The organism is Bradyrhizobium sp., from assembly GCF_035570375.1.
Classification (GTDB): Bacteria; Pseudomonadota; Alphaproteobacteria; order Rhizobiales; family Xanthobacteraceae; genus Bradyrhizobium.
Genome location: NZ_DATMLW010000244.1, coordinates 1 through 20,491 on the forward strand (window position 1 = coordinate 1; position 20,491 = coordinate 20,491).

17 protein-coding genes are annotated in these 20,491 nt (G+C 61.6%); 13 read left to right on the top strand and 4 right to left on the bottom strand.

Annotated features, from left to right (window positions below; all coding sequences use genetic code 11):
* The coding region (locus tag VNX23_RS26750) for a YjfB family protein (RefSeq protein WP_325634608.1) at positions 1-161 on the top strand (161 nt) is incomplete at its 5' end.
* A 150-nt stretch (positions 162-311) separates the two neighbouring features.
* On the opposite strand, the gene VNX23_RS26755 is transcribed toward VNX23_RS26750, so the two are convergent.
* Positions 312-2,120, bottom strand: a complete 1,809-nt coding sequence (locus tag VNX23_RS26755; protein ID WP_325634577.1) for an IlvD/Edd family dehydratase — start codon at positions 2,118-2,120, stop codon at positions 312-314.
* 220 nt (positions 2,121-2,340) lie between these two features.
* On the opposite strand from VNX23_RS26755, the gene VNX23_RS26760 reads away from it, so the two are divergent.
* The 7 genes from VNX23_RS26760 to VNX23_RS26790 all read left to right on the top strand — a co-directional run bounded on the left by VNX23_RS26760 (position 2,341) and on the right by VNX23_RS26790 (position 10,901).
* Positions 2,341-3,402, top strand: coding sequence for a sn-glycerol-3-phosphate ABC transporter ATP-binding protein UgpC (locus VNX23_RS26760; RefSeq protein WP_325634578.1), 1,062 nt, complete (start codon positions 2,341-2,343; stop codon positions 3,400-3,402).
* Between the two features lie 58 nt (positions 3,403-3,460).
* Positions 3,461-4,783 carry an ABC transporter substrate-binding protein gene (locus tag VNX23_RS26765; protein WP_325634579.1) on the top strand — a complete coding sequence of 441 codons (1,323 nt, stop codon included), beginning with the start codon at positions 3,461-3,463 and terminating at the stop codon, positions 4,781-4,783.
* Between the two features lie 283 nt (positions 4,784-5,066).
* Positions 5,067-6,026, top strand: coding sequence for a sugar ABC transporter permease (locus VNX23_RS26770; protein WP_325634580.1), 960 nt, complete (start codon positions 5,067-5,069; stop codon positions 6,024-6,026).
* Positions 6,019-6,924, top strand: coding sequence for a carbohydrate ABC transporter permease (locus VNX23_RS26775; RefSeq protein WP_325634581.1), 906 nt, complete (start codon positions 6,019-6,021; stop codon positions 6,922-6,924). The genes VNX23_RS26770 and VNX23_RS26775 overlap by 8 nt, the downstream gene beginning before the upstream one ends.
* Positions 6,925-7,172: 248 nt before the next feature.
* Positions 7,173-8,159, top strand: coding sequence for a D-erythronate dehydrogenase (gene denD, locus VNX23_RS26780; protein WP_325634582.1), 987 nt, complete (start codon positions 7,173-7,175; stop codon positions 8,157-8,159).
* Between the two features lie 21 nt (positions 8,160-8,180).
* Positions 8,181-9,350: an acetyl-CoA acetyltransferase gene (locus VNX23_RS26785; protein ID WP_325634583.1), complete on the top strand. Its 1,170-nt coding sequence runs from the start codon at positions 8,181-8,183 to the stop codon at positions 9,348-9,350.
* Between the two features lie 21 nt (positions 9,351-9,371).
* Entirely contained in the window at positions 9,372-10,901 is a 1,530-nt protein-coding gene (locus VNX23_RS26790; protein WP_325634584.1) for an AMP-binding protein, read from the top strand.
* A gap of 26 nt (positions 10,902-10,927) precedes the next feature.
* Here the strand turns inward: VNX23_RS26790 and VNX23_RS26795 are convergent, their stop codons facing one another.
* Positions 10,928-11,920 (bottom strand): ABC transporter substrate-binding protein, encoded by a 993-nt coding sequence (locus tag VNX23_RS26795; RefSeq protein WP_325634585.1) that lies wholly within the window; start codon positions 11,918-11,920, stop codon positions 10,928-10,930.
* A gap of 496 nt (positions 11,921-12,416) precedes the next feature.
* On the opposite strand from VNX23_RS26795, the gene VNX23_RS26800 reads away from it, so the two are divergent.
* The 3 genes from VNX23_RS26800 (at position 12,417) to VNX23_RS26810 (ending at position 17,058) form a co-directional block, all read left to right on the top strand.
* A complete protein-coding gene (locus VNX23_RS26800) occupies positions 12,417-13,613 on the top strand; it encodes a CoA transferase (protein ID WP_325634609.1) in 1,197 nt (398 codons plus the stop codon).
* Positions 13,614-13,624: 11 nt separating this feature from the next.
* Complete coding sequence (locus VNX23_RS26805; protein ID WP_325634586.1) at positions 13,625-14,791, top strand: acyl-CoA dehydrogenase family protein; 1,167 nt, start codon at positions 13,625-13,627, stop codon at positions 14,789-14,791.
* A 176-nt stretch (positions 14,792-14,967) separates the two neighbouring features.
* Positions 14,968-17,058 (top strand): acetate--CoA ligase family protein, encoded by a 2,091-nt coding sequence (locus VNX23_RS26810; protein ID WP_325634587.1) that lies wholly within the window; start codon positions 14,968-14,970, stop codon positions 17,056-17,058.
* 162 nt (positions 17,059-17,220) lie between these two features.
* Here VNX23_RS26810 and VNX23_RS26815 read toward each other — a convergent pair whose 3' ends face one another.
* A complete protein-coding gene (locus tag VNX23_RS26815) occupies positions 17,221-17,664 on the bottom strand; it encodes a hypothetical protein (protein WP_325634588.1) in 444 nt (147 codons plus the stop codon).
* On the opposite strand from VNX23_RS26815, the gene VNX23_RS26820 reads away from it, so the two are divergent.
* Complete coding sequence (locus VNX23_RS26820; RefSeq protein WP_325634589.1) at positions 17,654-18,175, top strand: carboxymuconolactone decarboxylase family protein; 522 nt, start codon at positions 17,654-17,656, stop codon at positions 18,173-18,175. The genes VNX23_RS26815 and VNX23_RS26820 overlap by 11 nt on opposite strands.
* A 72-nt stretch (positions 18,176-18,247) precedes the next feature.
* On the opposite strand, the gene VNX23_RS26825 is transcribed toward VNX23_RS26820, so the two are convergent.
* The gene (locus VNX23_RS26825; RefSeq protein WP_325634590.1) at positions 18,248-18,469 is read right to left on the bottom strand and encodes an acetyl-CoA carboxylase biotin carboxyl carrier protein subunit; all 222 of its coding nucleotides are present in this window, start codon (positions 18,467-18,469) and stop codon (positions 18,248-18,250) included.
* 336 nt (positions 18,470-18,805) lie between these two features.
* Between VNX23_RS26825 and VNX23_RS26830 the strand changes: the two genes are divergently transcribed.
* A complete protein-coding gene (locus tag VNX23_RS26830) occupies positions 18,806-20,365 on the top strand; it encodes an acyl-CoA carboxylase subunit beta (protein ID WP_325634591.1) in 1,560 nt (519 codons plus the stop codon).
* The last annotated feature ends 126 nt before the right edge of the window (positions 20,366-20,491 follow it).

A 20,491-nucleotide genomic window follows, 5' to 3' on the forward strand; every position in this document is an offset into this window, starting at 1 on the left:
AGGCGGGGGCGGTTCAGCAGCAGGTTGCGACCGCGGTGATGAAGCAGAATCTCGATAGCGAAAAGTCGTCGGTCCTGACGCTGCTCGGCTCGGCCCAGCAAAGCCTGTCGCTCGCCAATGTCGGACCCGGCGTCGGCGGCAATCTCAATATCGCGGCTTAAATAGATTCAATCCAGTCATTCCGGGGCGACGCGCAGCGTCGAACTATGGTGCGCAATTGCGCGCCTGAGAATCTCGAGATTCCGGGTCCGGTCCTGCGGACCGTCCCGGAATGACTGTTGGACTGCTTCGCTCGCGATGACGTGTCGCGCCTAATGATTATCCCTCGCCACGCCGACCCGGCCGGCGATGTCATGGTAGCGGGTAGCGAACTCCATGCAGGCGCCGGTGGCTTGCTGGCCGACGGTCGAGCGATAGAGTTCCTGCCAGGGCGTCTGGTTCGCCGGGTAGGGGAAGCCCCCCCTGGCTTTCAGTTCGGCGCGCCGCTTCTTCACCTGGTCATCGGAAATCAGGATGTTGGCGGCGCCCCTGTTGAGGTCGATGCGAACCTTGTCGCCGGTCTTGAGGATGGCGAGCCCCCCGTCGGCGGCGGCTTCCGGCGTGGCGTTGAGGATTGATGGCGATCCGGACGTGCCGGACTGGCGGCCGTCGCCGATGCAGGGCAGCGACAGGATGCCGCGTTTGATCAGGGCTGCGGGCGGCTGCATGTTCACGACCTCGGCGCCGCCGGGATAGCCGATCGGGCCGGTGCCGCGCACGAACAGGATGCAGTGCTCGTCGATGTCGAGCGAGGGATCGTCGATCCGCGCGTGGTAATCCTCCGGCCCCTCGAACACGATCGCGCGTCCTTCGAACGCGTTCGGGTCTTTCGAATTTGAAAGATAACGGTCGCGAAACTCCTTCGAGATCACGCTGGTCTTCATGATGGCGGAATCGAAGAGATTGCCGCGCAGGACGAGGAAGCCGGCATCCTTCACCAGCGGCTTGTCGTAGCTCCAGATGACATCGCCATCGGGCGGAGCAGCCTCACGGCAATTGTCGCCCATGGTGCGGCCGTTCACCGTCATCGCGTCTTCGTGGATGCGCCTTTGCTTCATCAATTCGCGCACCACCGCCGGCACGCCGCCGGCGCGGTGGAATTCCTCGCCGAGGTAGAACCCGGCCGGCTGCATGTTGACCAGAAGCGGAATCTGGTGGCCGAGCTTCTGCCAATCGTCGATCGAAAGTTCCACGCCGATATGGCGAGCGAGTGCGTTGATATGGATCGGCGCGTTGGTCGAACCCCCGATCGCAGAATTGACGACGATGCAGTTTTCGAAAGCTTTCCGCGTCAGGATGTCGGAGGGTTTGAGATTCTCCCAAACCATCTCGACGATGCGTTTGCCGGTCTCATAGGCGATCTGGCCGCGTTCGCGGTAGGGCGCAGGAATCGCCGCGCAGCCCGGCAGCGACATGCCCAATGCCTCGGCAAGCGAATTCATGGTCGAGGCGGTGCCCATGGTGTTGCAATGACCGATCGAGGGTGCCGACGAGGCGACGATGGTCATGAACTCCTCGTAGTCGATTTCGCCGGTGGCAAAACGCTCGCGCGCCTTCCAGACCACGGTGCCGGAACCGGTGCGCTGGCCGTTGTGCCAGCCGTTGAGCATCGGTCCGCCGGACAACACGATGGCCGGCAGGTTGACGGTGGCCGCCGCCATCATGCAGGCCGGCGTCGTCTTGTCGCAGCCCGTGGTCAGGACCACGCCGTCGAGCGGATAACCGAACAGGATCTCGACCAACCCGAGATAGGCCAGGTTCCGGTCGAGCGCCGCGGTCGGGCGCTTGCCAGTCTCCTGGATCGGGTGGGTCGGAAATTCCATCGCGATACCGCCGGCCGCCCGGATTCCCTCCCGAACCCGATGCGCCAGTTCGATGTGATGACGGTTACACGGCGACAGATCGTTGCCGGTCTGGGCGATGCCGATGATCGGCTTGCCGGATTGCAGTTCCTCCCGCGTCAGGCCGTAGTTAAGGTAGCGCTCGAGGTAGAGCGCCGTCATTCCGGGGTTGTGGGGGTTGTTGAACCACTCGCTGGAACGGAGTTTGCGCTTTGTGACACCGGTTGGCGGCTTGTTCATGGGTTCTCCCGCAGCGCACACGCTTTATTCTTGTGCGTAATCTTCTTGTTGGCGGCCAATGTTCGCATGCCACCGCAGGCTTCGCAACGGCTCGGGACGGGCCGTCATCGCCTACGACTTTGATCCAAGGACTCAAGCGAAAAAGTCTGATATGACGCCGTTCAAATAGAGGGTCGCTGCGGCTTTGCCGGTGACCGCAAGCGTTTTCGGGAGGAAGTTCATGTCGTCTGTGCATATCCGCGACGTGCGGAAATCGTTTGGCGGCTTTGAGGTCTTGCACGGCGTCACGATACCGATCGAAGACGGCGCATTTGTTGTGCTGGTCGGCCCCTCCGGCTGCGGCAAGTCGACCCTGTTGCGGATGCTTGCGGGACTGGAAAACATCACCTCTGGCACTATTTCGATCGGCGAGCGCGTCGTCAACAATGTCCAGCCGAAAGAGCGTGACATCGCCATGGTGTTCCAGAACTACGCGCTCTATCCGCATATGACGGTCGCCGACAATATGGGATTTTCGCTCAGGCTGCGGGGAGCGAACCCGGCCGAGATCAAGAAGGGCGTCAAGCGCGCGGCGGAAATCCTGGCACTGACGCCGCTGCTTGACCGCTACCCACGGCAATTGTCCGGCGGGCAGCGCCAGCGGGTTGCGATGGGACGCGCGATCGTGCGCGACCCCCAGGTGTTCCTGTTCGACGAGCCGTTGTCGAACCTCGATGCCAAATTGCGCGTGGCCATGCGTACTGAAATCAAGGAACTGCATCAGCGGCTGAAGACCACCACTGTCTATGTGACGCACGACCAGATCGAGGCCATGACGATGGCCGACAAGATCGTGGTGATGCATGATGGTATCGTCGAGCAGATCGGCTCTCCGCTCGAACTTTACGACCGGCCGGACAACCAGTTCGTTGCAAGCTTCATCGGCTCGCCCGCGATGAATTTCCTCAAAGGCAGCATCAGGGTTAACGGCAGCGCGGTTTTCGAGGGTCCCAACGGCGTCAAACTGCCGCTCGCGAAAGCGCCGGCCAATTCGGTCGGTCGCCCCGCAGTCTATGGTGTGCGGCCTGAGCATTTCACGATTGCCGATGACGGCGCGGAAGCCGAGATCGTGGTGGTCGAGCCGACCGGATCGGAAACGCAGGTGTTCGCCACCCTCGGCGGCGAGCAGGTCGTCGCGGTATTTCGCGAGCGCCATCAGTTCAATCCGGGTGACAGGATCCGGCTGAAGCCGAATCCGTCGCTCGTGCATCTGTTCGATGACGCGACCGGCAAGCGGCTATAAACTTGGCAAAAAGCGATTGGTCGATCTACGGACCAATCAAACAGGGAGAAGTGAGACGATGAGCCATTTTACACTGGATCGGCGGTCCTTGCTCAAGAGCGGCGGCGGCCTGCTCGCGGTCGCGGCCACCATGTCGAGCGAGCAATTGCTGGGCTATGCAAAGGCCTGGGCACAGAGCGCACCGTGGAAGCCGGAAGCCGGAGCCAGGATCAACCTGTTGCGCTGGAAGCGCTTTGTAGAGGCCGAGGACGTCGCGTTCCTGAAGATCGTCGATGCCTTCCAGAAGGCGACCGGCGTGACCATCAACGTCTCCAACGAATCCTATGAGGACGTCCAGCCCAAGGCGTCGGTTGCTGCCAATGTCGGGCAGGGCCTCGATATCGTCTGGGGTCTCTATTCGCTCCCGTTCCTGTTCCCGACCAAGGTCGCCGACATGACCGATGTAGCCGATTACGTCGGAAAAAAAGGCGGTGGCTGGTCCAAATCGGGCGAGGCCTACGGCAAGCTCGAAGGCAAGTGGATCGGCGTTCCGGTTGCCGCGACCGGCGCTCTGCCGAATTACCGCATCGCCGCGATGGAAAAGGCGGGTCACAAGGAGTTCCCGAAAGACCTCGCCGGCTTTGCCGATCTGATCAAGGGCCTGAACAAGAACGGCACGCCGGCCGGCATGGCGCTCGGACACGCTTCCGGCGACGCCAACACCTGGCTGCACTGGGCCTTGTGGGCGCACGGCGGCAATTTGATCGACGCCAACAACAAGGTGGTGATCAATTCGCCGGAAACGGCCAAGGCGCTCGAATACGTCAAGGGCCTTTACGACAACTTCATTCCGGGCACCGCGTCCTGGAACGACAGTTCCAACAACAAGGCTTTCCTGGCCGGTCAGCTTTTCCTGACCGTTAACGGTATTTCGATCTACGTCACAGCGAAGAGGGAAAATCCGCAGATCGCCGAGGACATGAACCACGCGCATCTCCCTGCGGGTGTGGATGGAAAGACCCGGGAACTCAATCTCGGTTTTCCGATCCTGGTCTTTAACTTCACCAAATTCCCGCAGGCCTGCAAAGCCTTCACCGCCTTCATGCTCGACCCCGATCAGATGAATCCCTGGGTCGAGGCCTCCCAGGGTTACCTTTCGCCGTTCCTGCTTGGCTTCAACAAGAACCCGATCTGGGCCGCCGATCCCAAAAACACGCCGTTCCGCGACGTCGCCGAAACATCGCTGACGCCTGCGGGCCTCGGCCAGATGAGCGAAAACGCCGCGGCTGCGATTGCCGACTTCGTCGTGGTCGACATGTTTGCAAATTACTGTACCGGTCGCGAGGATGTGAAAACCGCGATGGCCTCGGCGGAGCGCTCCGCCAAGCGCATCTTCAGGTAAGATGGAGCGCTGGCGCGGTCAGTGTCCCGGTTCTGACATTCGTATTATTGTCGCGGCGGGTTCATTTACGAATGTCAGAACCAAAAGGACACTGTAAAATATCAATTCTGGTGTGGTTTTGGATTTGACATTCGCTTTGAGGACCCGCGGCGAATCTGAAGCGAATGCCAAATCCACCACGCCAGGCGCGCCGGCCTCTATCTAATGGAAATCCGGGTGGCGTGCCCGCGTTGATACAAATGCACGGCCGGGCATATTTCCCCGGGAGTGGAATTGGAGCGAGATGACAACCCTTCAGACATCCGTGCCCGTGCCGGCGGCGAGCGTCGAGACGCCGCCGCTGTGGTCGCGGCTCAAGCACAACCGCAATCTCCTGGCGCTTTGGTTCATGCTGCCGGCCGCGGCATTCCTCATCCTGTTCCTCGCCTATCCCCTCGGCCTCGGTGTCTGGATGAGCTTCACCGATGAGCGGATCGGTCGCGGCGGCGGTTTCATCGGCCTTGAGAATTACGAGTGGCTCTGGGATGACGCGATTTTCTGGCTCTCGGTTTTCAACACGCTGCTCTACACCATCGTCGCGAGCGCCATCAAATTCGCAATCGGCCTTTATCTTGCGCTACTGTTGAACCGGCACATGCCGTTCAAGGCGATCATCCGCTCGATCGTGCTGATCCCCTTCATCGTGCCGACCGTGCTGTCGGCGATCGCGTTCTGGTGGATCTACGACTCCCAGTTCTCGATCATCTCATGGTCGCTGATCAAGCTCGGTTTGATCGACCACAACATCAATTTCCTCGGCGATACGAACTGGGCGCGTGCCAGCGTGATCTTCGCCAACATCTGGCGCGGCGTTCCCTTTGTCGCGATCACGCTTTTGGCCGGCCTGCAGACGGTCTCGCCGTCGCTCTATGAAGCCGCAACGCTGGACGGCGCCACCAACTGGCAGCGCTTCCGTTACATCACCTATCCGCTCCTGACCCCGATCATCGCGGTGGTGATGACGTTCTCGGTGCTGTTTACCTTCACCGACTTCCAGCTGATCTGGGCGCTGACGCGCGGCGGCCCGGTGAATGCCACGCATCTGATGGCGACCTTGAGCTATCAGCGCGGCATCATCTCAGGCCGCCTCGGCGAAGGCGCGGCAGTTGCGACCGCCATGATCCCGTTCCTGCTCGCGGCGATCGCGATTTCCTGGTTCGGCATGCAACGCCGCAAGTGGCAGCAAGGATCGAGCAATGACTGATTCCGCGCTCGAAGCCAAAGTCAGGGTTGCCCATGGTGACGATACCGAGGGCATGAGCTATCTGGAATCGTTGCCGCGCCGCTTGGTGACACTCTATCTGCCGCTGGCCATCATCCTTTTGGTGCTGCTGTTCCCGTTCTACTGGATGGCGCTGACGGCGATCAAACCGGACGAACAGTTGATCGACATGAACACCTATAATCCGTTTTGGGTGGTTCATCCGACGTTCAAGCACATCAGCAAGCTGTTGTTCGAGACCCAGTACCCGCGCTGGCTCTGGAATACGATGTATGTCGCGGTCGGCGCCACGACATTGTCGATCTTCGCGAGCGTGCTTGCCGCCTATGCCATCGTGCGGCTGCGCTTCAAGGGCGCCGACACCGTTGGCGTGCTGATCTTCTTTGCCTACCTCGTGCCGCCTTCGATCCTGTTCATTCCGCTGGCTTCCGTGATCCAGGCCTATGGCCTGTTCGACTCGCCGCTGTCGCTGATCCTGGTCTATCCGACGCTGCTGGTGCCGTTCTCGACCTGGCTGTTGATGGGATATTTCAAGACCATTCCTTACGAGCTTGAGGAATGCGCCCTGATCGACGGCGCCTCGCGCTGGCAAATTCTCACGCGCATCGTCGTGCCGCTAGCGGTCCCCGGCCTGATCTCGGCCTTCATCTTCTCGTTCACGCTTTGCTGGAACGAATTCATTTACGCGCTGACCTTCCTGCAATCGACGCCGAACAAGACCGTGCCGGTCGCGATCGTCAACGAGTTCGTCGACGGCGATATCTATCGATGGGGTTCGCTGATGGCGGGCGCGCTGGTCGGCTCGCTGCCGCTGGTGATCCTTTACGCGTTCTTTGTCGAGCACTACGTGTCGGCGATGACCGGAGCCGTCAAGGAATAAATAGTGCGACGGCAGTCGCGAGGTGAACATAGTTGCTACCGCGTACGCGAAACTAACCCTCTCCCCCTGCGGGAGAGGGTGGCGCCGAAGGCGCCGGGTGAGGGGTCCTTCTTTGCGAGAGCGAGATTGCGTTGCTAACCCTCACCCCGAGTGAGTATGTCGCGGATCCGGTGCTGCCCTCTCCCGCAAAGGGAGAGGGCGCAACAACGAGCACTGCGCGACGATGAACCACACATAAGGAGTGGGTCTTGCATATTCTGGTTTTCGGAGCGGCCGGCATGGTCGGCCGCAAATTGGTTGATCGCCTCGTCACTGACGGCAGGCTTGGCAAAGACGCCATCACTAAAATGACGCTGCACGACGTGGTGGCGGCGAAGAAGCCTAAGAAGGTCGGCTTTCCAGTCGAGGTTTCGGCCGGCGATTTCGCCGTGCCTGGTGTTGCCGAAAAACTCCTCGCCAATCGCCCCGACGTGATCTTCCACCTGGCGGCGATCGTTTCCGGCGAAGCGGAACTCGATTTCGACAAGGGCTATCGCATCAATCTCGACGGCACGCGCATGCTGTTCGATGCGATCAGGCTAACGGGGAGCTCCTACAAGCCGAGGGTCGTTTTCACCTCGTCGATCGCGGTATTCGGAGCGCCATTTCCCGAGGCGATCGGGGATGAGTTCTTCACGACGCCACTTTTGAGCTACGGCACCCAGAAGGCGATCGGGGAGCTTTTGCTTGCGGATTATTCGCGCCGCGGATTCATGGAGGGCGTCGGCATCCGCCTGCCGACCATTTGCATCCGGCCGGGGCTTCCCAACAAGGCGGCTTCGGGATTTTTCTCCGGCATCCTGCGCGAGCCGCTTTCCGGCAAGGAAGCGATTTTGCCGGTGTCGGAAGACGTGCGGCACTGGCACGCCTCGCCGCGTTCGGCCGTGGGCTTCCTTATTCATGCCGCAACCATGGACACGGCCGCTATCGGTCCGCGCCGAAACCTCACCATGCCCGGCCTGTCGGCAACCGTCGGCGAACAGATCGCAGCCCTCAAGCGCGTCGCCGGCGAGAAGGTCGCCGCGCGCATCAGGCGCGAGCCCGATGCTTTCATCGCGGGTATTGTCGCCGGGTGGCCGCGCAATTTCGACGCCCGGCGGGCGCGCGAACTCGGCTTCACGACGGCCGAAAAGACCTTTGACGATATTATCCGGATTCACATCGACGAGGAACTTGGTGGTAAGTTCGTCGCCTGAACCTTGTGCGGGAGAGAAACCATGACTGCCAGTATCGTCGGATGGGCGCATACGCCGTTTGGCAAGTTCGATGCGGAGACGGTGGAGAGTCTGGTGGTCCGGGTAGCGAATGAAGCGTTGGCTGACGCCGGCGTTGCCGCCGCGGATGTCGATGAGATCGTGCTTGGTCATTTCAACGCCGGCTTCTCGCCGCAGGACTTCACCGCAGCGCTGGTGCTGCAGGCCGATCCGAATTTGCGGTTCAAGCCGGCCACACGCGTCGAGAATGCCTGCGCCACCGGTTCCGCCGCCGTTCATCAGGGCATCCGGGCCATCGCCGCGGGCGCGGCAAAGATCGTGCTCGTGGTCGGCGTGGAGCAGATGACGCGGACGCCTGCAGCCGAGATCGGCCGCAACCTGTTGCGCGCATCATATCTTGCCGAGGACGGCGATGCGCCTGGCGGTTTCGCCGGCGTGTTCGGCAAGATCGCGCAGGCCTATTTCCAGAAATACGGCGATCAGTCGGATGCACTGGCGATGATCGCGGCGAAGAACCACAAGAATGGCGTTTCCAACCCCTATGCGCAGATGCGCAAGGATTTCGGCTACGAATTCTGCCGCGCCGAAAGCGAGAAGAATCCGTTCGTCGCAGGTCCCTTGAAGCGCACCGATTGCTCGCTGGTGTCGGACGGCGCGGCCGCGCTGGTCATGGCGGATGCGGAAACCGCCAAATCGATGGGCAAGGCGGTCAATTTCCGCAGCGTAGCCCATGCCCAGGATTTCCTGCCGATGTCCAAGCGCGACATCCTGCAATTCGAAGGTTGCAGCGTCGCCTGGGCCCGCGCGCTGCAAAAGGCCGGCATCAGGCTCTCCGATCTTTCCTTTGTCGAAACCCACGACTGCTTCACGGTCGCCGAATTGATCGAGTATGAGGCGATGGGATTGACGCCGCGCGGGCAGGGCGCGCGAGCGATCAAGGAAGGCTGGACGCAGAAGGACGGCAAGCTGCCGATCAATCCGTCCGGCGGATTGAAGGCCAAGGGCCACCCGATCGGCGCCACCGGTGTTTCCATGCATGTGATGACGGCGATGCAGCTTTTGGGCCAGGCGCCAGAGGGGATGCAGATCAGAGACGCAAAGCTCGGCGGCATTTTCAACATGGGAGGGGCCGCTGTCGCCAACTATGTCTCGGTGCTGGAGCCGGCGAAGTAGTTGTCCTCAAAGGGGTGAGCGATGAACGTCGCCGAATGGCTCGCGGCAACGGCGCGTGTTCGCCCCTCAGCCCCGGCGCTTCTGACCGGCTTCGATCTTGACGCGGACTATAAAACCTTTGCGCGGCGCTCGGCGGCGATCGCTTCGGCATTGCCGCGCGACTACGGGATTGCGCCCGGCGATCGCGTCGCGCTGTTTTCGACCAATTGCACCCAATACCTCGAATGCCTTTACGGCATCTGGTGGATGGGCGCGGTCGCAATTCCGATCAATGCCAAGCTCCATGGCCGCGAGGCGGCGTGGATATGCAGCGATGCCGGGGCGAAACTGGCCTTGGTTTCCGACGACACCGTCGAAGCGTTGGTGGAAGCGAAAGGCGATCTGCCTGAAGGTATGAGAACGCTGTCGGTCGAGAGCCAGGCCTATCGGGCACTGCGCGAAGGCGAGGGTGCGCGCCAGCCGGTCGAGCGCGAGGTCGATGACCTCGCCTGGCTGTTCTACACCTCGGGCACCACCGGCCGGCCGAAGGGCGTGATGCTGAGCCACGGCAATCTGGTGGCGATGACGATGTGTTATCTCGCCGATGTCGATCATGCGACACCCAACGACGCCTCGCTTTACGCCGCGCCGATTTCGCACGGCGCCGGCCTCTATAACTTTCCGCATGTCCGCACGGGCGGGCGGCATGTCATCCCGGAATCCCGCGGTTTCGATCCGGATGAAGTGCTCAATCTCGGCCGGCAGCTCGACAATGTCGTGATGTTTGCCGCGCCCACCATGGTCCGTCGCCTGGTCGATGCCGCCAGGCGCCGCGGCGTCCATGGCGAGGGGATTCGCACCATCATTTACGGCGGCGGCCCGATGTATCTCGCCGACATCCGCGATGCGATCGCGACCATGGGCCAGCGCTTTGTGCAGATCTACGGCCAGGGTGAATCGCCGATGACGATCACCGCGCTGAGCCGGGAATGGCACGGACACACCGACCATCCGCGTTATCTGGAGCGGCTGGCGTCCGTCGGCACGGCGCAGAGCGTGATGTCGGTTCGCATCACCGGCCGAGATGGAGAGCTGCTGCCGCCCGGCGAGACCGGCGAAGTCGAAGCCAAGGGCACCGCCGTCATGCTGGGCTACTGGAACAATCCCCAAGCCAACGCCGAAACGCTCAAGGACGGCTGGCTGCGCACCGGCGACGTTGGACGGCTCGATGAGGACGGTTTCCTGACACTCTCGGATCGATCCAAGGACGTCATCATCTCAGGCGGCACCAATATCTATCCGCGCGAGGTGGAGGAGGCGCTTCTGACGCATCCGGACGTGCGCGAGGTCTCCGCGATCGGCGTCCCCGATCCCGATTGGGGCGAGATCGTCGTCGCCTGCGTGGTACTGGAACAGGGCATTGCGGGGGACGACGCCAAGCTCGACGCGCATTGCCTTGCCTCGATTGCGCGCTTCAAGCGGCCCAAGCGCTACGTCTATCTCGACGCCTTGCCGAAGAACAATTACGGCAAGGTGCTGAAGACCGAACTGCGGCAAATGATGCGGAAGTAAGCTTGCCGCTGCTCCCTTGCGTGCGCTCACTCGATGACTTCGTCGGCACGCGCAAGCAAGGTTGGCGAAACTGAAAGTCCCAGGGCCTTGGCGGCCCTGAGATTGATCGCCAATTCGTACTTTGTCGGCATCTGCACCGGGAGTTGAGACGGCTTTTCACCCTTGAGGATGAGATCCACATAGCCTGCCGAACGCCGGAATATGTCGGCGCGGTCGAAGCCGTAACCGATAAGGCCGCCGCTTTTGACGAAGGCCGGGGTCGAATAGATGGCTGGCAAGCCTTGCCGGGCGACCAGATTTGCAATCATATCACGGTGGGACGACGTAAAGCTGTCGGGCAGGAAGACAAGACCGCCTTCCTGCTGCCCGCCGGCAATTGTGATGGCTCGCTCGAGATCGTCCTCTGTCCGAACCTGGGAAACTGCCAGCTCGAATGAAAGGGGCACCTCGACGTTCTTCATGGCCGGCAAAAACATTCCCGCAGAGGGAGACGAGTTGGGATTGTAGATCGCGGTGATGTGCCTGACCTTCGGCGCAATCTCTTTGAGCAACTCGACCCACTTGGCTCCCATTTCGGGTTCTTCGACGGCAAATCCGGTAATGCTGCCGCCAGGCCGCTCCAGACTATGCACGAAGCCTTGCGCGACCGGATCGGCAACCGCAACCATGACAATCGGTATGGTGCCCGCGACGCCGCGCGCAGCGATAACGCCCGCAGTCGCATTGATCACGAGGATATCGGGCCCGGCCGCGACCAGCTCTTTCGCAAGGGCTTCGGCGAGACGGACGTCGCCCGGGGTCCAGCGATAGATGATCTCAACGTTGTGGCTCGATTTCCATCCGAGTTGCTCGAGTGCCTGGTGGAAGGCGGTGATGTAGCCTTCACCCTCCGGGTCGTTTTCGGGACGCGCGATCAACACACCGATGCGCTTCTTGCTCTGGCCCTGCTGCGCATGCACGAGCAAGGGCCAGCCGACGATTGTCCAGCCGACGAATCCTGTGAACTCGCGCCGCCTCATGCCGGCTGCCTCCGGGGCAATGGCGCAATCATAGCGGCTCAGTCCGGGCCAAAGGAAGGGGATGAATGCTGCCGACATGCGGGATCGAAGCGAGGGTCAATCTGCCCTTCATGCGATCCGCCCGGGATTGCTGCAAAGGCTGTTACGAATACCGCAAGAAGTCGGAACTTTGTCCGCCCTTGATCGTCATCGGTTCCTCGGACGTCAGCGTTATGACGGGGTGCATGCGCCCATCCGCGGGGAAGCCTTGATCTTCCCTTTCCCATGCCGTTACTAGTGTCCTGATTCCGAAGTTCGCATCATTTTGCGGCGACCCCTTTTGCGAACTTCGGAATCGAAAGGACTAGCAAATCTATGATTCTAGTGTGGCTTTTGGTTCAGAAGTCCGCATAACGAATGCGCGGGCTGCAATGATGCGGACTTCTGAACCGCCACACTAGGGAGAAATTGCAACGTGGCCGACCACCGCGCCGCGCATGAGGGAGCAAGCGCAACCATGGGACCTCTGGAGGGCGTCAAGGTCATCGACATGACGACCGTGCTGATGGGCCCCTATGCCACCCAGATGCTCGGCGACTACGGTGCCGACGTCATCAAGGTCGAAAGTCTCGATGGCGACGTGACGCGCCTGATCGGCCCGACCCGCCACCCCGGCATGGGGCCGGTATTCCTCAACACCAACCGCAGCAAACGCTCGATCGCGCTCGACCTGAAAAAGCCCGCGGGCCGCGATGTGGTCCTCCGCCTGATCGCATCCGCCGATGTGCTGGTCTACAATGTGCGACCGCAGGCGATGGCGCGGCTTCAACTCGGCTATGATGTCGTCTCCGAGGTCAATCCGCGTCTGATCTATGCCGGCGTGTTCGGCTTCGGCCAGGACGGTCCCTATGCAGCCAAGCCCGCCTATGACGATCTGATCCAGGGCGCGACCGCACTGCCGGCGTTGATGGCGCAGACCGGCGATGGCGTTCCGCGCTACGTTCCCAATGCACTGGTCGATCGTATCGTCGGTTTGACGGCGGTCGGTGCGATCTGTGCGAGTCTGGTGCATCGTGACCGCACCGGGCGCGGCCAGCGGGTTGATATTCCGATGTTCGAAACCATGGCGGGCTTTGTGATGGGCGATCACATGGGCGGCCTGACCTACGAGCCACCGCTGGACAAGGGAGGCTATGCGCGGCATCTGTCGCGTGACCGCAGGCCTTACAAAACCTCCGACGGCTTTATCTCCGTGATCGTCTACAACGACAAGCAGTGGGAAAGGTTCTTCGAGGCGACCGGCCGCGACGATTTGCGCCGCGATCCGAAGTTTGCGACCTTCGCCGGCCGTGCCACCAATATCGACACGGTTTATGCCGAGTTGGCGCGCATCTTCGAAACCAGGACCACGGCCGAGTGGACCGAACTGCTCAACAGGGCCGACGTCCCGGTGATGCCGATGCACGATCTCGAAAGCATTTTGCAGGATGAACACCTGGTCGCTACGAATTACTTTCCGGTCGTCGAGCACCCGAGTGAGGGCAAGATCCGCAGCATGAAGGTGTCGGCGAAATGGTCCGAAACGCCCGGCGAGCCGACGCGGCTAGCGCCGCGCCTGAACGAGCACGGTCTCGAGGTCTTGCACGAGGCCGGATTTTCCGATCGGGAGATAGCGGCCTTGGTACGCGATGGCGTGACCAAACAAGGCAGTTGAGTTGAGGGGCCATGGATTTCGCGCTCACGGCCAGCCAGGAATCGATCCGCGATGCGGTTGCGAAAATCTGCGCGCGCTTCGATGACGCCTATTGGCTGAAGAAGGACAAGGAGGGCGGCTATCCCGCCGATTTCCACAAGGCGCTGGCGGATGCCGGCTGGCTCGGCATCTGCATTCCCGAACAATACGGCGGCTCGGGCCTCGGCATTCTCGACGCCACGATCATGATGCGGACGATCGCCGAATCCGGTGCCGGCATGTCCGGCGCGTCTGCAATCCACATGAACGTGTTCGGGCTCAATCCCGTCGTCGTGTTTGGCACGGAAGAACAGTGCGAGCGGATGCTGCCGGGAATCGCATCAGGCGCGGAACGGTCGTGTTTTGCCGTCACCGAGCCCAACACCGGACTAAACACCACGCAATTGAAGACCCGCGCGGTGCGCTCGGGCGGCAAATATATCGTCAATGGTCAGAAGGTCTGGATTTCGACCGCGCAGGTCGCCGAGAAAATTCTCCTGCTCGCGCGCACCACTCCGCTCGAGGAAGTCAAAAGCCCGACCCACGGCTTGAGCCTGTTCTACACCGATTTCGATCGCAGCCGCATCACCGCCCGGGAAATCGAGAAAATGGGGCGCAAGGCCGTCGATTCCAACGAGCTCTTCATCGAGAATTTTGAAATTCCCCTCGAGGATCGCCTTGGCGAAGAAGGACGCGGCTTCGAGTACATCCTGCACGGCATGAATCCCGAACGCATCCTGATCGCGGCCGAAGCGGTGGGGCTCGGCAAATGCGCATTGTCGCGTGCTTCCGCCTATGCCAAACAGCGCAACGTGTTCAACCGTCCGATCGGCAAGAACCAGGCTATCCAGCATCCGCTGGCAAAGAACTGGATGGAACTAGAGGCGGCGTGGCTGATGACGTTATCGGCGGCCTGGCAATATGACCGGGGCGAGCCTTGCGGCCCTGCGGCGAACGCGGCGAAATATCTCGCCGCCGAAGCCGGCTATCATGCCTGCGAACAGGCCGTGATGACCCATGGCGGTTTTGGCTATGCCAGGGAGTTTCACGTCGAGCGTTACTTGCGCGAATCCCTGATCCCCCGGATCGCCCCGATCAGCCCGCAGCTCATTCTCAGTTTCATCGCCGAGAAGGTGCTGGGCCTGCCGAAGTCGTATTGAGGGTCAACCCGCAAATGTACACCCTTGCAGTTGCCGCCGTCATTCCGGGATGCGCCGCCAGGCGCAGACCGGGAATCTCGAGGTTCTCTGATGTGCAAGTGCACATCATAGTTCGCATCTTCGATGCGCCCCGGAACGACGGTTTAGCCGGTTAGATCGTCCCGGAGTCAAACTTCATGAGCCGTCTCAAGGCCGCACTTGATCCGCGTTCCGTCGCCATCATCGGCGCGTCGGAAAATCCCAACAAGGTCGGCGGTCGTCCCGTGCATTACCTCGACAAGTTCGGCTTCAAGGGCAGGATTTTCCCGATCAATCCGTCGCGCCCCGAGGTGCAGGGCCACACGTGCTACAAGAGCCTTGACGACCTGCCGGAAGCGCCCGAGATGGTGATTGTGGCGGTCGCGGGCGACAACGCGATCGGCGCGGTCGAGGATTGCGCGGCCCATGGCGTCAAGGTCGCCGTGGTGATGGCTTCGGGCTTTGGCGAGGTCGATGCGGTTGCCGGCAAGGCGAAGGAGCGGCGGATGGTCGAGGCCGCGCGAAACGCCGGCATGCGCATCGTCGGCCCCAATTCGCAAGGGCTCGCCAATTTCGGCACCGGCGCGATCGCCAGCTTCTCCACCATGTTCATGGATATGGACCGCGCCGAAGGGCACGTCGCGATGCTGAGCCAAAGCGGCGCGCTCTCGACGGTACCGGTTGGATTTTTGCGCCAGCGTGGCATCGGCGTGCGTCACACCCACGCCACCGGCAACGATTCCGACATCACTGTCGGCGAACTGGCGGTTGCGGTGGCCGAGGACAGGGAAGTCAGGCTTTTGCTGCTTTATCTGGAAAGCATCCCGGAAACGAAATATCTGGAAGAGCTTGCCGCGGTCGCGCTCGACCGCGATCTGCCGATTATCGCCTTGAAATCCGGCCGCTCCGAAGCCGGGCGCCAGGCGGCGCAATCGCACACCGGCGCGCTCGCCAACGAAGACCGCGTGGTCGACGCCTTTTTCGAGCGCCACGGCATCTGGCGCGCGCCGGACATGCGTGGCCTCGTCGAGGCGACCGAGCTTTATCTGAAAGGCTGGAAGCCGAAAGGAAGGCGGCTCGTCGCCATCAGCAACTCCGGTGCGGTCTGCGTCCTGACGGCGGACGCGGCAAGTGCCGTCGGCATGCCGATGGCGAAACTCTCGGCTGAGACTGACAGGAGGCTCAAGGGCATCTTGCCGAGTTTTGCCACGACCACCAATCCGATCGACCTCACCGCGGCGCTACTGTCGAACAGCCGCCTGTTCGGCGACATTCTTCCGGTGCTCGCCGAAGACCCGGCCGCGGATGCGTTCCTGATCGGCGTGCCGGTCGCGGGCCCAGGCTACGATGTGGAGGCGTTTGCGCGTGATGCGGCCGCGTTCGGCAACAAGACCGCAAAGCCGCTCGTGATCGCGGCAACCCAGAAGAGCGTCGCCGATCAATTCGCAGCCGAAGGTTCTTCGGTATTCCCGACCGAGACCGAAGCCGTCACAGCCTTGCATCAATTCCTGGCCCACCGCGAACTGATGGCGCGCACATTGGCGCGCAGGGCACAGCAGGGCGGCGTCAGCGCGCCTTCGATCTCATCGGCTTCGATGACGATGCTCAACGAAGCCGACAGCCTCGCTCTGCTGGCAGCGCGCGGCGTTGGCGTCGTCGCCCACCGGCTCTGCCGGTCGCGCGCCGAGGCCGTTGCGGCGTTCGAAACGATCGGCGGGGTGGTCGTGGTCAAGGGATGTTCCTCCGACATCGCCCACAAATCCGAGCTAGGGCTGGTGAAGCTCGGCGTAACCAGCCGCGAGGAGGCCGGCGAGATCTGGTCGCAGATGGAGGCCATCATCCGCGCTCAGGGCGCGCGTTTCGACGGCGTCATTGTCGCGGCGATGGCGAACGGCCGGCGCGAGATCATGATCGGTGCGCATCGCGATGGCGTGTTCGGCCCCGTGGTCGCGGTCGGCGACGGTGGAAAATATGTCGAGATCTTCCGCGACACCGCGCTGTTGCTTCCGCCATTTTCGAAGGAGGAAGTGAGGCAGGCGCTTGGTAAACTGAAAATCGCGCCGCTGCTTGCGGGCGTGCGCGGCGAGCCTGCGATGGATGTCGATGCCCTCTGTGAAGCCGTCCTGCGGATCGGCGAGCTGATGCTCGATCCGGCAGCGAAGGTGATGAGCCTTGACCTCAACCCGGTGCTGCTCGACAGCGAAGGAAAGGGTTGCGTCGTGGTGGATGCCGTTGTTTTTCGGGACTGATGTCTATCGGGGCTGATGTCTTTCGTGGTTGACGTCTTCCGGGCTTGATTTCCTTTAAGAGCTGCATGGTCGCGAACGCAACGAAGCAATCCCCCGGTTACGCAAAACTGTTCCCCGATATTGCTTCATCGCATTCGCTAACTGCAATGACGATTTTGAATCTCAACGCGTGTAGAAGACGAAGCTGGCGATGACGAGCATCGCCGTCACCGCCAGCATTTGCGCGAGCACTTCCGAGGCCGCCCTCCTGGTGGCGTCCTTCATGCCGTTCTCCTTCGGACTCAAGCTCCCTAGACCTGGGCGCGATTCATCGTTGCCCGCAAAGGCCCGACGATCCGGTTGTTTTACTCGGAACACCCCACGACGAGTATTCGCTTTGACGAGTCCCCACTCAGCGAATATCGATGTGCCAAGGTCGATCAGCAATGCGGCGGCATTTTGGCTCGCCTGCAGCCGGTTTATGCGCGTCACAAGGAATTTTCGGGCGTGATGTTTGCTCTCATTGAAGCGCATGCCGTTGATGCTGCATTGCCCACAGGATGCGGTTTGGAAACTGCCCGCCGATCGAAAACGGTCAAACAACTCAAGGTGAAAGATGGCCCGCATCGACTATTGCGACACGAAATCGAACGAACGCACGCGCGAACTTCTTGGCAAGAACCGCAATGCCAATATCTTTCGGATGATGGCCCATTCGCCGAGCCACCTCGAACAATATTGCCGGCTGGGTGGCGCGATCCGTCATAGGGGCGAGCTCGATCCGGTAGTGCGCGAGCTTGCCATCACGCGCACCGGAATTTTATGCCAGGCGCCTTACGAGATCGTGGCGCACAAGCGGATCGGAAAGAATGTCGGGGTCAGCGACGAGCAGAATGCGGCGCTTGAGAATTGGCGGGAGGCAACCTGCTTCAGCGAGGTGCAGCGCGCGGCGCTCGCCTTTGCCGACGAGGTCGTGGCGCTGCGCCGTCCAACCGACGCCACGTTCAACGCCATTGCCGCCAGGCTGACTCCAGGCGCGCTGGTTGAGTTGCAGCTCGCGGTCGGCTTTTACGTCATGACGTCGAAGTTTCTGGAAACCTTCGATATCGACCTGCAGCCGGTGGAGCAGGTGGTGTGACGAATTGATCCCGGCAGCGGCAAGCCGGTTGCAATGCCGGATGATACCGCCGAATGTGCGCCTTGCGTGCCCTCAGGTCTCGAGAATGACGAGAGCCTGTCCCTCGGCCACGACGTCATCGAGATTGACAAGGATCGATTTGATTTTGCCGGCAGCGGGCGAGGGCACCGGGATTTCCATTTTCATGGCTTCGACAAAGGCAACGTCATCGCCTTCGTCGACCCTTGCGCCCGCCTGCACCGAAAGCGTGCAGATGCGGCCTGAAACCTCGGTGATGATCTTGATTTCTGCCATGCCGTTCTCCAGGAGACACGCTGCGAGCTCGATAAGTGCGTTGGGCGAGGCCTAGTGGTCCGCATTCGCATCCCTTTCGGCCGGCACTCTTGCGAATGTTGGAATAAAAGGACCACTGGAAAATATGGAGTTCTAGTGGAGTTAGGGATTTGACATTCGCTGACGAACTCGTGGCCGGGTGGGGGGCGAATGTCAAATCCCCTCCACTAGCTTCCGGTTGTGGGCTCACGTTGCTCAAGGTAGTTTGGCTTGCAATGGAAATTTATCGGTGACCCCCACCCGATCGTCCCGCGCTTGCGGGGGAAGGAAGGGAGGGGTGGCGAACGGAGCGTCTGAATGAACTGGAAGCCGGAACTCGACGAACTCGCCCGGCGCGAAGCGCTTGCGCGCGCCATGGGCGGCGTTGACAAGGTCAAGCGGCAACGCGACCAGGGCCGGCTCACCGTGCGCGAGCGCATCGACAAGCTGCTCGATCCGGAAAGCTTTCACGAGATCGGCGCCATATCCGGCACCGGTGAATATGACGAGAACGGCGAGCTTACCAACGTGACACCCGCCAATTGCGTGTTCGGCCGCGGCAGGGTTGAGCGGCGCACCGTGGTCGTGGTCGGCGACGATTTCACGGTGCGCGGCGGCTCGGCGGACGCCTCGATTTCCGCAAAGCCCTTGATGGCCGAAGAGATGGCGCACGACTTCCGCCTGCCCATCATCCGCCTGATCGAGGGCTCCGGCGGCGGCGGCTCGGTGAAAACCATCGAGACCAAGGGCGCGGCCAACCTGCCGGGCGGCATCGGCGGCACCCGCTGGTATGCCTACACGGCCAAAAACCTTTCGCGGGTCCCGGTGGTGGCCCTGGGGCTTGGTTCGGTGGCGGGGCTCGGCGCGGCGCGGCTTGCCGCCAGCCATTATTCGGTGATGACAAAGACCTCCGCGATGTTCGTTGCCGGGCCGCCGGTCGTCAAGCGGCTCGGCCAGGATCTCGGAAAACGGGAGCTCGGCGGCGCCGATATCCAGACCCGTGCGGGCGCTGTCGATCACGCCGTCGATACCGAGGAAGAAGCATTCGCCTGCGCGAGACGATTTCTCTCCTATCTCCCGGCGTCGGTCTACGAGCTCCCGCCGACGACACGGTGCGACGACGATCCGCAGCGCGCGGAGGAATCGCTGCTCTCCGCGGTGCCGCGAAACCGCCGTCAGGTCTACAAGATGCGCCCCATTATCAACGCGGTCGTCGATGAGGGTTCGTTCTTCGAGATTGGTGCGAATTTCGGCCGCCCGATCATCGTGGGGCTTGCGCGTCTTCAAGGCCGCGCGGTGCTTGTGCTTGCGGGCGACCCCTTTCACTACGGCGGATCATGGACGGCTGACGCCTGCCAGAAGGTGGTGCGGTGGGTCGACTTCGCGGAGACCTTTCATTTGCCGGTGGTCTATCTGATGGACTGTCCGGGTTTCATGATCGGGCTCGAGGCCGAAAAGGCCGCGACCATCCGCCATGGCGTTCGCGCGATGGCGGCCGTCAACCAGAGCACGGTTCCGTGGTGCACCGTCATCGTGCGCAATTCGTTCGGAGTAGCCGGCGTGGTGCATCAGCCGGCCGACCGCTTCTCGCTGCGCTATGCGTGGCCGTCGGCCTATTGGGGCTCGTTGCCGCTTGAAGGCGGCATTGAGGCGGCCTATCGCGCCGAGATCGACGCGGCCGAAGACGGGGAAGCCAAGTTGAAGGAGATCGAGGAGCGTTTGAACAGGCTGCGCTCGCCGTTCCGCTCCGCCGAAAAATTCTGGGTCGAGGAAATCATCGACCCGCGCAAGACCCGTTCGCTCTTGTGCGAATTCGCGCGCCTCGCCGAGCCCCTGCGGACACCGGGCCCTCCAACCAGCATGACGACGAGGCCTTAAAACCCTGGTGCCGCCCGTTTGAAGTTTCTGCAGCGCTTGCGGCAAAATTTTTCCTGGAACTTCAAATGGAAAAGCGGCACCAGATTGATCTTTGCCAGGGTAAAGCGGACATCGCCGGGTGACGGC